The sequence below is a fragment of the Flavobacterium sp. LM4 genome (genome assembly GCF_002017935.1).
Lineage (GTDB): Bacteria > Bacteroidota > Bacteroidia > Flavobacteriales > Flavobacteriaceae > Flavobacterium > Flavobacterium chungangense.
In genome coordinates, this window is sequence record NZ_MUFW01000001.1 from 185,755 (window position 1) to 198,747 (window position 12,993).

The 12,993-nt window shown below is 30.9% G+C and carries 13 protein-coding genes and 2 pseudogenes; 2 read left to right on the plus strand and 13 right to left on the minus strand.

What is annotated here, in order from left to right:
• Nucleotides 1-21: 21 nt before the first annotated feature.
• The 11 genes and pseudogenes from BXU10_RS00690 to BXU10_RS00740 all read right to left on the minus strand — a co-directional run bounded on the left by BXU10_RS00690 (nt 22) and on the right by BXU10_RS00740 (nt 7,755).
• Nucleotides 22-426 (minus strand): hypothetical protein, encoded by a 405-nt coding sequence (locus tag BXU10_RS00690; protein WP_078225696.1) that lies wholly within the window; start codon nt 424-426, stop codon nt 22-24.
• On the minus strand, nt 423-1,334 hold the full coding sequence (locus BXU10_RS00695; RefSeq protein WP_078227872.1) for a TIGR01777 family oxidoreductase: 912 nt from the start codon (nt 1,332-1,334) through the stop codon (nt 423-425). Before BXU10_RS00695 ends, BXU10_RS00690 begins: the two co-directional genes overlap by 4 nt.
• Nucleotides 1,335-1,336: 2 nt before the next feature.
• On the minus strand, nt 1,337-2,158 hold the full coding sequence (locus tag BXU10_RS00700; protein ID WP_078225697.1) for a hypothetical protein: 822 nt from the start codon (nt 2,156-2,158) through the stop codon (nt 1,337-1,339).
• Between the two features lie 11 nt (nt 2,159-2,169).
• Nucleotides 2,170-2,556 carry a hypothetical protein gene (locus BXU10_RS00705; RefSeq protein ID WP_078225698.1) on the minus strand — a complete coding sequence of 129 codons (387 nt, stop codon included), beginning with the start codon at nt 2,554-2,556 and terminating at the stop codon, nt 2,170-2,172.
• Between the two features lie 18 nt (nt 2,557-2,574).
• Nucleotides 2,575-2,922: a hypothetical protein gene (locus tag BXU10_RS00710; protein ID WP_078225699.1), complete on the minus strand. Its 348-nt coding sequence runs from the start codon at nt 2,920-2,922 to the stop codon at nt 2,575-2,577.
• 7 nt (nt 2,923-2,929) lie between these two features.
• Nucleotides 2,930-3,673 (minus strand): YqjF family protein, encoded by a 744-nt coding sequence (locus tag BXU10_RS00715; protein WP_078225700.1) that lies wholly within the window; start codon nt 3,671-3,673, stop codon nt 2,930-2,932.
• Between the two features lie 5 nt (nt 3,674-3,678).
• Nucleotides 3,679-4,005 carry a hypothetical protein gene (locus tag BXU10_RS00720; RefSeq protein WP_078225701.1) on the minus strand — a complete coding sequence of 109 codons (327 nt, stop codon included), beginning with the start codon at nt 4,003-4,005 and terminating at the stop codon, nt 3,679-3,681.
• 68 nt (nt 4,006-4,073) lie between these two features.
• Nucleotides 4,074-4,576 (minus strand): annotated as a pseudogene (locus BXU10_RS00725) (GbsR/MarR family transcriptional regulator).
• An 89-nt stretch (nt 4,577-4,665) separates the two neighbouring features.
• The gene (locus BXU10_RS00730) at nt 4,666-5,157 is read right to left on the minus strand and encodes a hypothetical protein (RefSeq protein WP_078225702.1); all 492 of its coding nucleotides are present in this window, start codon (nt 5,155-5,157) and stop codon (nt 4,666-4,668) included.
• Between the two features lie 2 nt (nt 5,158-5,159).
• The gene (locus BXU10_RS00735) at nt 5,160-6,326 is read right to left on the minus strand and encodes a hypothetical protein (protein WP_078225703.1); all 1,167 of its coding nucleotides are present in this window, start codon (nt 6,324-6,326) and stop codon (nt 5,160-5,162) included.
• Nucleotides 6,327-6,342: 16 nt separating this feature from the next.
• On the minus strand, nt 6,343-7,755 hold the full coding sequence (locus BXU10_RS00740) for a hypothetical protein (RefSeq protein WP_078225704.1): 1,413 nt from the start codon (nt 7,753-7,755) through the stop codon (nt 6,343-6,345).
• A 172-nt stretch (nt 7,756-7,927) separates the two neighbouring features.
• Here BXU10_RS00740 and BXU10_RS00745 point away from each other — a divergent pair.
• Nucleotides 7,928-9,189 (plus strand): annotated as a pseudogene (locus BXU10_RS00745) (cation:proton antiporter).
• A gap of 47 nt (nt 9,190-9,236) precedes the next feature.
• Here BXU10_RS00745 and BXU10_RS00750 read toward each other — a convergent pair.
• On the minus strand, nt 9,237-9,896 hold the full coding sequence (locus BXU10_RS00750; RefSeq protein ID WP_078225705.1) for a vancomycin high temperature exclusion protein: 660 nt from the start codon (nt 9,894-9,896) through the stop codon (nt 9,237-9,239).
• Between the two features lie 130 nt (nt 9,897-10,026).
• Nucleotides 10,027-12,054, minus strand: coding sequence for a M3 family metallopeptidase (locus BXU10_RS00755; protein ID WP_078225706.1), 2,028 nt, complete (start codon nt 12,052-12,054; stop codon nt 10,027-10,029).
• 220 nt (nt 12,055-12,274) lie between these two features.
• Between BXU10_RS00755 and BXU10_RS00760 the strand changes: the two genes are divergently transcribed.
• Nucleotides 12,275-12,943, plus strand: coding sequence for a hypothetical protein (locus tag BXU10_RS00760; protein ID WP_078225707.1), 669 nt, complete (start codon nt 12,275-12,277; stop codon nt 12,941-12,943).
• The last annotated feature ends 50 nt before the right edge of the window (nt 12,944-12,993 follow it).

The window sequence follows — 12,993 nt, forward strand, 5'->3', positions numbered from 1 at the left end:
AAAATAGTATCATTATTGTGGTCATGATTGTTCCTCATGTTTGAAATTTAAGTTAAAAATTGACCCAGTAATAATTGATGAAATCAAATAAGAAATGGCTATGAAATGCGATAAAGTACCGCCTATGAAGGCTGTAGTTATAAAAACCCCAATTGCGGTTATTAAAATTAAAATGGCTTTCGAAAACAAAATCGGTAAATCTTTAGTGGAAAAATAATAATAAACAAAAGCATATACTATATATGTTGGTATTGAAAAGATAAGGCTGGCGATAAGTACTACGGGATAAAATTCTAATAAACCAAACGATAGATTAAATCCTAAAACAGGAATAAATGCGATTATTTGTGAGACAACTGGGCCTATTAACAGATTAAAAATCCAATGTTTAAATAAATAACTCCAATCTATTTTTTGTGTTTTCATTTGTGCAATAAATTTTTAAAAGCTTCATCAATAGCTCTAAACTTAAATTGAAACCCATTTTCTAAAAGTCGTTTCGGAATCACATTTCGACTTTTTAAAACCAATTCGGTTTCTGTTCGAATAAAAAAAGAGCCGATTTCCAATAAAAAATTACTCATCGGAATTCCGAAAGGAAAACCAACCGTTTTTCGAAGTTTCTGCATGAAGTCTACATTTCGAATGGGTTCCGAAGAAACGACATTAATAACGCCTATAATTTCTTTTTGAATGATAAAATCAACCGCATTCGCAAAATCCTCTTCGTGAATCCAGCTGACAAACTGATTACCTTTTCCTTGTTTCCCTCCAAAACCAATTTTTGCCAAAGTTTTCAACGGAATAAATGCACCTCCTTTTTTCCCTAACACGATTGAAGTTCGCAAAGCGGTTTTTAAAGTATTCGGTGTTTCTGTTTTAAAGAATGCTTTTTCCCATGAAAGCGCCACATTGATAGAAAAATCGTTTCCAATTTCGCCATCAGTTTCATCCATTTGTTTGTCTAAAGAGAAACGATAAATGGTTGCGGTTGAAGAATTCAGCCAGTGCTTCGGTGGGTTTTGACAATTTAAAACTGCTTTGTTCAGGATTTTGGTACTTTCAATTCTGGAGAGCAAAATTTCTTTTTTATTTTTTTGAGTATAACGGCAATCGACAGATTTACCCGCCATATTGATTAAGACAGCAGCGTTTTCCAGTTCTTTTTCCCAGCCGGAGAAAGTTCTGGCATTCCAGTTTACATATTTAATTCCGTCGATTGTTTTTGAGTTTCCTCTTGTCAGAATTACGATTTCATCAAATTGATTTTTAAAATGATTTACCAAAACCTGTCCTAAAAAACCCGTTCCGGCTGCGATAATGAGTTTTTTCATCATTAGAAATTTAAAATTAAAAACAGGGCAATAATTCTATAGAGAACCCAGGTGTAAGATAGATAAAATGGAAGTTTTAAAATTTTAATTCTTCTAAAATGTTCCAAAAACATAATGATTACCGTTACTCCAAACCAACCTAAAATTATCACTTGCGAAAGTTGAATAAATGGACTCAAAATTAAAACCGGACTTAAAATTAAAGATCCCAATAAAGAAACCGTCATTAAATTTCCTGCATAATTGAGAATCGTTTTACTATCAAACTTTAAAAGAAACAAACTTTGGAAAACAATTTGTCCAAGGGCTAAAATGAGTTCTCTTGTAATAGTACTTTTCGGAAAATTCAAAATCAAATTAGAATATCCAAATAATATAAAAGTTGTTACTGTTACAGCAAATCCGATAAACAGAAATCTGTATTTATAATTGAAATCAGGAATGCATTGCAGTTTGTTTTCTTCTTTTATGTTTCCCGGAATAATTACTTTTCGGTTATAAGAAACAAAAGAATACAGTTTTTTAAGAATGAAATGAATAGGTTTTCTAGTTGCAATTTTTTCAATTACAGGAAAAGAAAAACCAACAACTTTAATTAAACTATCAATTCCGTAAACTACAGTTTGTGCCTTGTTGTCAATCAAAGCAATTTCGTTTGGAGCACGTTTTAAGTCTACAAAATTTTGCTCCTCTTCAGATAATAGACAATAAGATTTTCTTCCGTTTTGATCTAACATTCCGCTTTTTACAAACCCGGTTGTGTACAAATTGCAAAGCGGGCAATCTTCGTCATAAAGCAAGGTTTGGTTTTCGAGCGTTTTCATGAGATAAATGCTTAAGCTTTATAAACCAGTCTTTCTTCTTCCTGAGCTTCTTTCGCTTTTCTTTTTCCTCTAAAAAAGAAATACAAATTAAAGAATAACATAATACCCAAATAAATAGAAAATCCTCCTATTTTGTAGCTTAATCTTTCAATCAGTTCCTGATAGCTGTTTTCGCTGATATTCATTTGAAGAATCATAAGGGCAAAACCAATATTTAAAAGATAAAAACCGGTTTCAAAAAGTTTGTTCGTTGCATCGGCTATATCTTCGCGGCCTTTAAAAATATCCAGCATAAAGATTTTGCCATTTTTGAAAAGCGTTTTAGAAACATAATAAGTAAGGAATAATGCAATTGGTAAATAAATACTGTAACCGATTAAAATTTTTGTAGTTTCCATGATATTTGATTTTAGTTGTTATTTAATGAGTTTATGAATGTACTTTGTTATAATTATAATATTTAAATAATGTAATACTGATATAATAAAAATAATGACAGCCGTTTTGAAACAGATGATTTCGGTTAATTGCGTTACCGATATTATTTTTTGCCATGAAATCAATGTCATCGCACAATAACCAATATTTAAAAGATAGTAGCCTAATAGTAAAACCTGATTGATTTTTTGACAGATGTCAGCATGATTCGGAATTAGTTCTGCGACATAGATGTTTCCGTTTTTGTAGCAGATTTTTCCAACTCTCAGGATAATAAATATTGTAATGCTGAGATAAATGAAGTAGGCGATGATGTTGAGGTTCATAATGATTTCAGATTAACATTTCGTGTTCTAATACATTTAAAAATTCCAGTTTTCGTTTATTCTTTACTGTGATTTTTGAACCTTTTGCCAGAAATACAGAGGTTGGTTTTTGAGTCTGAAGAAATCCAAAATCGGTTCCGTATGTGTTTTCAAAATCAATATCAACATGATGCTTTAAAACCTCAAGCTGTTCCCATCTGGGATGTATTACTTCGTATTCAAAAGTGGTTTTTTGATTGATTTTTGTATAGCCGAAATAATGTTCTGTAATAAACTCAGCTTCAGAATCAACCTCAATTTCTTTAAAATCTTTTGTAGTTTTTAAATGAATTGTATTCCAGTTTTTATCGTTTTTCCATTGATATATAAAAGTTTTTGTCCCCACATTTTCTACAACTTCATGTCGCATTTCTTGAGTCTCATAATGTTCCTGATACAATGTATTGGCAATAAAAGTGATCGCTTTTTTCGGAACAATTTCTTTAATAAAAACAACGCCTCGTTTCCATTCGCGATTCTCAAAACGTTTTACATAGAATCTCAAATTAACTTCTTCAAAATTGACATGAAACGGAACTTTCAACCCTAAAACTTTGGTATTTTTAAACATAAAGCCAACTAAGCTGACATAACATTTGTTATTCCAAAGATCAATTTCAGTTCCGGCTGGAACATATTTTTCTAAAACTTCACGATTAACCTCGTAATTGAATAAGGCTAAGTTTTTCCATTCTGCTTTTAAGAAGTTCATGATTATTATATTTTATAAATTAATAAAGAGAGGTAAATGGCGAGGATTAACGGAATTGGGACTAAAATATAAGTTAAAAAGTGATTATAATCTATGATATGATTCATTAGCCAAAGTCCAAAAAAGAAAGCAACTCCGTATATGTACATTTTAAGGTTTTTATTTTTTGGATTATCAGCAAGCATTTTTACTCCTATACAAAACTGAAGAAACCCGGTAACCATTGTTGATAATAATGCTATTAGTAGGGCATATTTAAAAAACGGATATGTTATTGCAATTACAAATGGAATTAAAATGGCTATTGTGTTAATACGCTTGATGGTTTTCATAATTATAGTTTGTTTTAAACTTTCAGAAAAAAATGAAAGTTTTGATTAAATTTTTTTAAGTTGTAGAATTATTTCATGATTTTCATAACCAATTTCCCTAACCAGTTATCATTAAATTCAGTCATTTTGTCCAGCATATTATCTGCTTTTAGAACAAAATCATACAATTTTGTGGTTTGATCTACAAAGTGTTTTTCTTCTGCTGAATCTTTGGCTTCGATTGTCGAAACTTCTTTTAAAATTTTAAGAGCAGGTTTGATTTCTCTTTTGCTTCTCTCTCTCGAAATTTTCACAGCTAATTCGTCTAAATCTTTTTCGGCTGTAAAGAACTCTTTTCGTTCTCCTGCTTTATATTCTTTATACACAATTCCCCAATCCATTAAAGCACGAAGGTTCATACTGGCATTTCCTCTGGAAATCTGCAATTCTTCCATAATATCTTCCATAGAAACAGCTTCGTTGGAGACCATTAATAAAGCATGAATCTGTGCCATGGTTTTATTAATTCCCCATTGAGAACCTAATGCTCCCAGGTTTGTACAAACTTATTTTTTGCTTCTTTGAATTCCATGAAACAAATGTAAGTAAAAGTTTTTAAACTTTCAAAAATAATTGAAAGTTTGTTTCTGAAATAGGTATAAAATGATGAAACGGAATTTCTTATTTTCTTAAAATGATAGACATACCGCTGCCGAAAAAAGATTCCGAATCAGATTCATACTTTGTGAGTTTAAAATCAAAGGTGTATTTACCGTCCTTGGGAGCAGTAAATTTTTTATTTTCAAATTCAAATTCAAATTTTTCACTATGTATTATGGTGTCTTTTTCTTTCGATGTCTTTTCAGTTATATCTTCAGAACTTGCTGTAGCGTTTATTATGTGATTTGTTCCAGAAAATCTGCTGATACTATCAAATTCAATTGCTTTTTTATTTTCTTCAATTAGATATTTAATGGTGTAGTCTGGATATGGCGTAGTGCTAATTATTTTGGTCCAAAATGAAATGGTTTCTCCTTTTTTTAAACTGATTTCTCCAGAAGAAGTAATTTCATCTTTTGATATAGGTACTTCAATTAATTCTTCTCCGATAGAATGACAACTGGAGAATGTTATTAATGTTATTAATGGAATAATTTTTAGTATGATTTTCATATTTATTTTTTTGGGGAAAGAATATCCAACGTTTTGTTTTTTGAATAATAATTGAACATTTTAATGTAAAAGTCTCTCGTAAGATCTGAAACTTGATTTGTAATTAAGTAAAAACTATTTCCGTTATATTGTACATTACAAATCAATTTTTCAAAAACACGATCATTATATTCTGGATCCGTAATTTTTAAATCGGTAAGATTCTCTATTTGAGAATAGTTGTAATTATTGGATCGCGAGTATCTATAGTCAATAAAATTTTTTTCAAAATCGTTACCGATATTTTCAGGCAGTTCGTAAGTCTCTATGGTATTTGTTTTTACTGCATTTAGAAAATTAAGATAAACTAAATCCATTGCATTATTTGATCTGTAAAACGTTACATAATCATAGTTTCCTTCTGATCTTGGCGAAACTGACTGGTTTGTATCCAGGAAAGCTTTCATCTCTTTGTCTATTTTATTAAAAATAGATTTGAATAAATAGATTTCAGCATAGGGATTATTTATTACATATTCTTCCCATGAATTGAAAGGTTTATTTTTGAAATCCTTTTTTAATAAATTTTTACCATTCTTAAGCATATGAAGGGCAAGATTTTCTTTTTCAGGAAATTTTTCAAAATGATCGGATGCTCCATTGAAAATAATATAGCTTTTTGTGGCAGGATCGTAATCGTAATGTATGACGGTAAAATTTTCACCGTAAATAATACTGTTTGAATCTTCAAAGTAGATATTGTTTTCTTTTACAAGCTGGTTTTTGATTTGTGAAATGCTTATTAGATTAGGGTTTTCATCTTTGATGATATAAACGCTTTGTGAGCAAAACCTTTCATTTGGAAGTAAAGCTGAAGTTAATTCAATAGCGATAACATCTTTTCGGGTTTCAAAATCTATTTTTCCAAATTCCAAATCAATATTACCCTGCTCATAGACTGTAACTTCGGCAATGTAATTTTCCGGAATAGCAATATTATATTTACCCAGTTCCGATAATGAAGTCAGATTTACTTTTAAATTAAAAATCTTTTGAGCATCTTCTTTGGTAATTTTTGTCCCTTGCTCAATTAATTCGTTATTGGCTTGATTTTCTTCAAGATTATACCTTTTGCAACCTGATAATGATAAAAGGAATACCAGTACATATATTATTTTGATAGTTTTCATGATACGCATTTATTGTTTAATTAAACTTATCAGTATTTGCTGTTACCTTTTCTTCGTTTTGGGTGTTTGAATACACAACATAAAAGGATTTATGTAAAACATAATACAGGACATAATACAGAATAAAAACACCAAAACTGGAGAGCCATAGAAAGGATAAAATCTTGTCTTTAAAAAAAATGAGATAGCCTTCTGTAAAATCAAAAAAGCGTTTTATGTCTTCAAAATATAAAAACAGAACTACTGCAAAAGGAACAATTTTGGTCATGATTTTATAATTCGCAACCAAAAGTATTGCTAGTATAAATACAGGAATTTTTATCAAATCGTTGATGGTTTTTACTTCATTTGTAAAATATTCATATATTAAAAAAGCACTTAGTAAAAAGCAATAAATAGCTAAATGAAGTTTTTTGTTTTTCTTTAAATTAAGAAAATATTGCGTAACGTTTTCTGTTTTTTTTGTTAGCAGTAAAAATATAAAACTAAAAATATTCAAGATAGGAATAAGGCTAAAAGCATTTATAATTCCGAAATATTTTTTTAAGGAATAGCCGCGAAATTGAATCAAGTTGCCTAAAAATCTTCCTGAATACACTAATAGAAAATAGTTTGACACTAATTTGATTACTTCAGCTAAATCAAAACTTGAAGAAAAAAGAGAAATTGTAAATATCGATTGGGCCAGATTTAAGAGCGTTAGAATCAAGAGAAAAAAACTGATTATAAAGCCCCATTTAAAGAATTTTGTATCAATAAATTCTTCGTCAATTGGTTTTCGAATACTTTTTATTCCTCCAGATCTATTGGTAATGTAGAAAAAGCCAACAAGTGCAAATAAAATTTTGAAGGTTTTGATAAATTCCATAATGGTTATGAATATATCCTGTAAATAAGGTTCACTGAAGTTTAAAAAGGTAAAATTTCCAAATGCATCGGTAACTTCTAAATCAATAACATTGAATAAAAGTATAGATATCAGTATTGGAAAAAACCATTTTGTTTTTTTGGAAACATTAAAATTTTCTAGCGTAAAGTAGTGCTTAACAAAATAAAGAAAAGGAATAATAAATGATAAAAAACTGATGGTTTTGTAAATGTAACCGCTTTTATACCAGGTTAAAAAGTAAAGATAATGTGTGAAGTTATAGTCTAATAAAAATGAAATATTATTTTTGAAAAAATAAAGAGCACTCAATAATTGTAAAATGATTCCAGTCTTAATTTTATTGTTTTTATAAAAATACCAGGAAAGAATTAATGAGTTGGAAAACCAAAAAAGTACACGCCAAATTTGTTTAAATATAAATGTGTCCGGGGTAAAAACTTCGATGTAATACTGGAGCATACTTAAAGAGAAAAGTATAATTCCGAATACCCAAATTTTATTAATTACATTATTTTGGGTTTCGCTAAAAGTTAATTTCATAAAGTGGTTTAAAAAAAAGAGTAATTACGTACAAAAATATTCTTTTTAAAACGATATCAAAATTTATAGCTGTAGAAAGTTATTTTTTTTAAATAATTATAAAGTTGTGTTAATTCAGCCCTCGAATTTTAGATTAAATAATGAGAAGGATATTTTTGTAAAAATCACTTTTATGGAATTATACTACACCTTTTCGGTACTTATTGTACTGGCTTCTTTCTTCGCCTATTTAAACCTAAGATTTTTAAAACTTCCGGGAACGATCGGAATAATGATTATTGCCATGTTGGTTTCTGTCGGAATACGTCTTCTGGGAGATTCTTATTTTCCGGTTACAACCAAACACTTTTTTGAGTTAATAAAACAATTTGATTTCAACGAAATCCTAATGGGCGCTGTGTTGAATTTTCTTTTGTTCGCAGGAGCACTGCACGTAAATATGGCTGATCTCAAAGAACAAAAAGTGCCAATAATGATATATTCGACATTAAGTGTCGTATTGTCGGCATTAATTATTTCGATGCTGCTGTATTATATCGCACCGCTATTAGGAATTAATATTCCTTATGTATTTTGCCTTGTTTTCGGAACTTTAATTTCGCCGACTGATCCAATTGTAGTGTTGGGAGTTTTGAAACAAGCAAAAGTTCCTAAAAGAATCGAAACTAAAATTGTGGGAGAATCGTTGTTTAATGATGGAGTAGCAGTGGTTATGTTTGCGGTTGTTTTAAAAATGGCTACAGATCCAACATTTGATATGAGTTTTGGCTCAATTGCCTGGCTTTTCGCAAAAGAAGGAATTGGTGGGCTTTTATTAGGAGCTGTTTTAGGCTTTACGGCTTCAAAAGTTATCAAAAAAATTGACGATTATAACGTTTCTGTTTTAATAACCTTATCTATAGTAATGGGGGATTTTTGATTGCCAAAAGCTTACACGTTTCAAGTCCGCTGGCAATGGTTGTTGCCGGTTTGATTATCGGAAATTATGGTAAAAAAGTAGCGATGAGCGAAGTAACAAAAGATTATCTGGAGAAATTTTGGGAACTTATAGATGAAATATTAAATGCGATTTTATTCTTATTTATCGGATTTGAATTATTGCTTTTGCCAAATCTGGACAAACAATTAGTAATTGGTTTGGTAACTATTTTAATTGTACTGTTTGCCAGAGTTTCGTCAATCGTTTTACCATGGAAATTCTTTGATATCTTCAAGTTCTTCGGAATAAAATCTGCCTACAATAAAGGCTCTTTAACTGTATTGGTGTGGGGTGGAATACGTGGAGGAGTTTCTATTGCTTTGGTACTTTCACTGCCTGATGGAGAATATAAAAACCTACTTTTGGAAATCACCTATATTGTTGTTTTATTTTCAATTGTAGTACAAGGATTAACAGTTGGAGAAGTTGCCAATAAAGTTTTAGAGAAAGAATAAAACAATGAACATAAAAAAAACGAAGCCTTATTTTTGCTTCGTTTTTTTTACCTTTTATCCTCTTTAGAATAATTGGACTGACCATTTATATGAATCGGATTTCCTAAAAAATGAGGCTCTCTATTTCTTAAAACATCAAAAAAGGATTTGAATGTCGAAATATATTCCCTGAATTTGACATATTGATAACCGTGGTATTCTCCTTTGTTAGCCGAATAACCTGCCGATTTTATTCCAAGACTTCTTCCGATATAAATGGCGCGGTTCAAATGATACTCCTGTGAGATTAAAGTTGCCTTTTTAATTTTAAAGATATATTTTGCTCGGTACATCGTAGAGTAAGTATCAAAACCCGCGTAATCAATAAAAATTTTTGTGGTGTCAACTCCATGTCGCTGGCAATAATTTTTCATAACTGTCAATTCATCGTATTCATTGCGTCCGTTGTCTCCTGAGAGCAGAATTTTATTGATTCTTTTTGCTTTGTACAAACGAATCCCGGCATCTAGTCTGTCTTTTAAATATTTGCTGGGCTGGTCACCATTGATTCCGGCTCCAAAAATAATTCCAACATCATTTTTTGGAAATTTTCTTAAAGAATAATGAATATATTTTTTGGCAGATGATTTTACGTGATAGTTTATAGAAACAATTGCAATCAATCCAATAATGGCAAGATAGAGCGCTATTTTAAAATATTTTTTCAAAATGTATAGTGTAATGTTAGGTTCAATGACGAAGATAACTAAAATTATTTTTAGATAAAATCAAATAAAAAAACCGAAGCTGCAAAGCCTTGGTTTCTAAAATATCTAATTTCTAAAAATCTAAGAAAGTCTATAACAGTCCCGCTCTTTTCAACAAAGCCTCAGGCTTTGGTTCCTGACCTCTGAAACGTTTGTACAAAGTCATCGGATGTTCTGTTCCTCCTTTAGAAAGCACATTGTCTTTAAATTTTTTCGCTATTTCTGTGTTGAAGATTCCATTTTCCTGAAAATATTCAAAAGCATCAGCATCCAGAACTTCAGCCCATTTGTAGCTGTAATATCCGGAAGAATATCCACCCTGGAAAATATGTGAAAAAGCTGTACTCATGGCATTTTCTTTTACATCCGGATACAATTGAGTGTTGGCAAATTGTTCTATTTCGAATGCCTTTAAATCAGTAATTCCGGTCGGATCCTGTCCATGCCACGCCATATCTAATAATCCGAAACTTAACTGACGTAAAGTTGCCAAACCTTCCTGAAAACTGGCACTTTCCTTAATTTTCTGAACATACTCAATCGGAATAATTTCTCCGGTTTCATAGTGGTTTGCAAACAAAGCCAAAGCTTCCGGTTCGTAACACCAGTTTTCCATAATCTGACTTGGCAACTCTACGAAATCCCAATAAACAGAAGTTCCTGATAAACTTGGGTACGTTGTGTTGGCCAGCATTCCGTGTAATCCGTGACCAAATTCGTGAAATAAAGTGGTTACTTCATTAAAAGTCAATAACGAAGGCTTTGTTTCGGTTGGTTTTGTAAAATTGCAAACGTTCGAAATATGCGGTCTTTCATTTACACCGTCTTTTACATATTGTGATTTAAATGAAGTCATCCATGCACCGTTTCTTTTTCCTTTTCTTGGAAAGAAATCAGCATAGAAAATCGAAATCAAATTATTTTCAGCATCTCTTACTTCATAAGTCGAAACTTCTTCATGGTATTTATCGATATCAAAAACTTCGGTAAATGTTAATCCGAAAAGTTTATTTGCAACTGTAAATGCACCTTCTAAAACTTTTTCCAATTGAAAATACGGTTTTAGTTTTTCATCATCCAAATTGAAAAGCTGTTGTTTTAATTTTTCAGAATAATAAGCACCGTCCCATTTTTCCAATTGTTCGATTCCGTCTAATTCTTTTGCAAAAGAAGTCAATTCTGAAAATTCTTTTTGTGCTGCAGGTTTAGCTTTTGCCAGTAAATCGTTCAAAAAAGTAAAAACTTTATCAGGGCTTTGCGCCATTCTCTCTTCCAGAACAAAATGTGCATGTGTTTTATACCCTAATAAATTCGCTCTTTCAAAACGTAATTTGGCAATTCTCAATACATTTTCCTGATTGTCAAATTCATTATTCTGAAATGATCTTGCTCCAAAGGCAATCGCCATTTTTTTACGAAGCTCGCGATTGTCAGCATAAGTTAAAAATGGAATGTAGCTTGGGTGATCCAATGTGAAAATCCAGCCTTCTTTTTCCTGACTTTTGGCCAATAATCTTGCTGCTTCAATTGTGCCTTCCGGTAAGCCGGCTAAATCACTTTCGTTGGTTAAATGCAATTCAAAAGCATTGGTTTCTGCTAAAACATTCTCTCCAAACTGTAAACTCAATTTAGATAATTCTTTGTCGATTTCGCGTAAGCGGTCTTTTTTATCTTCGGCAAGATTAGCTCCGTTTCTGGAGAAACTTTTGTATTTTTTGTCTAAAAGCGTAGTTTGTTCCGGATTGAGGTTCAGACTTTCTTTTTGATTGTAAACAGCTTTTATCTTGGCGAATAATTCAGCGTTTAATGTTATGTCATTTCCAAATTCGGCTAATAAAGGAGAAACTTCCTGAGCGATTTTCTGCATTTCTTCATTCGTTTCTGCCGAATTCAAGTTGAAGAAAATACTAGAAAGACGGTCCAGAATCTCACCTGAATATTCCATGGCAAGAATAGTATTCTCAAAAGTTGGTGCTTCAGGATTGTTTACGATCGCATCAATTTCGGCTTTAGCCAAAGCAATTCCTTCCTGAAAAGCTGGAAAATAATCTTCGATTTTAATTTGTGAAAAAGGTGCAGTATTATGTTTGGTTATAAATTTTGAAAGTAAGACACTCATTATGATATAATTATTTTATTTGTTGAAGTCAATATTTTTGAATTTCAAAGATAGCAATTTATAAAAATTCAGCGACCTAAATAAGATTGATTCTTGGCATAAAACCTTCTTAAATTGTGTTAGAGTTATGTTATTTATTCTTGTAGGCGGTTTTAAAAGCGTAAATTGAAAAAATACGTTAGCATCATAAAATGTTAATCATAATTATAAAAATTAAAAGATGAATTATCAAGTTATAATAAAGAATATCGATACGGTGAATGAAGTGGAAGGATATTGGTCTGATGAAGATTTAATTCAGTTATTAGGAAAATTCAATTATCCCGATGGTACGACAGCTGAGAAAAGCAGTTTACCGGAATTATTAGAAATGGCTATTTCGGATTATGAGCCTAATGAAGCTGCCGCAATAGTTTTGGAATATAAATTAGGAGATCAATTAAGCGAAGGACAGATTGAGCAAATTTCGAACAACATGTTAATCGATAAGGTTTGTGAAGAATATCCGGAAATACACATGCAAGGTACTTTATTCAATGTCAATCAATTGCTTTTTAAAGCATACAATGGAAAATTTCCAAATGCAAAAGCTTCTGTAGTTCATTTTTCAATGACGCCAACGGATGGAGAAATACAAAAATTGACTGAAGAAAATGTACTGAAATTGTTGAATAATGGTTTGTCAGACAGAAATCTTATCAAAAGATTGTTTGAAAATCAAATATCTCAAAACATTCCATTCACTGAAGCAGAAAGTATTATCTGGGAATTGACAACAGAAGATGATGTAAATTATAACTTGGTTACGTCAGAAAATTGGATAAATAAAGAAGATATAACGGATTATGAATTTGAATCTGTTCTTCAAGCAATTGAAGATGAAGCGTAATTTCTAAAACGCTATAAAAGTAAAAAGGCTTCCGTAATTGGAAGCCTTTC

Bases quoted from the DNA above. Each gene is read 5' to 3' on its own strand.
- BXU10_RS00730 (WP_078225702.1), bottom strand. From the start codon at position 5,157: ATGAAAATCATACTAAAAATTATTCCATTAATAACATTAATAACATTC.
- BXU10_RS00740 (WP_078225704.1), bottom strand. From the start codon at position 7,755: ATGAAATTAACTTTTAGCGAAACCCAAAATAATGTAATTAATAAAATT.
- BXU10_RS00695 (WP_078227872.1), bottom strand. From the start codon at position 1,334: ATGAAAAAACTCATTATCGCAGCCGGAACGGGTTTTTTAGGACAGGTT.
- BXU10_RS00735 (WP_078225703.1), bottom strand. From the start codon at position 6,326: ATGAAAACTATCAAAATAATATATGTACTGGTATTCCTTTTATCATTA.
- BXU10_RS00720 (WP_078225701.1), bottom strand. From the start codon at position 4,005: ATGAAAACCATCAAGCGTATTAACACAATAGCCATTTTAATTCCATTT.
- BXU10_RS00710 (WP_078225699.1), bottom strand. From the start codon at position 2,922: ATGAACCTCAACATCATCGCCTACTTCATTTATCTCAGCATTACAATA.
- BXU10_RS00705 (WP_078225698.1), bottom strand. From the start codon at position 2,556: ATGGAAACTACAAAAATTTTAATCGGTTACAGTATTTATTTACCAATT.
- BXU10_RS00755 (WP_078225706.1), bottom strand. From the start codon at position 12,054: ATGAGTGTCTTACTTTCAAAATTTATAACCAAACATAATACTGCACCT.
- BXU10_RS00690 (WP_078225696.1), bottom strand. From the start codon at position 426: ATGAAAACACAAAAAATAGATTGGAGTTATTTATTTAAACATTGGATT.
- BXU10_RS00760 (WP_078225707.1), top strand. From the start codon at position 12,275: ATGAATTATCAAGTTATAATAAAGAATATCGATACGGTGAATGAAGTG.
- BXU10_RS00715 (WP_078225700.1), bottom strand. From the start codon at position 3,673: ATGAACTTCTTAAAAGCAGAATGGAAAAACTTAGCCTTATTCAATTAC.
- BXU10_RS00700 (WP_078225697.1), bottom strand. From the start codon at position 2,158: ATGAAAACGCTCGAAAACCAAACCTTGCTTTATGACGAAGATTGCCCG.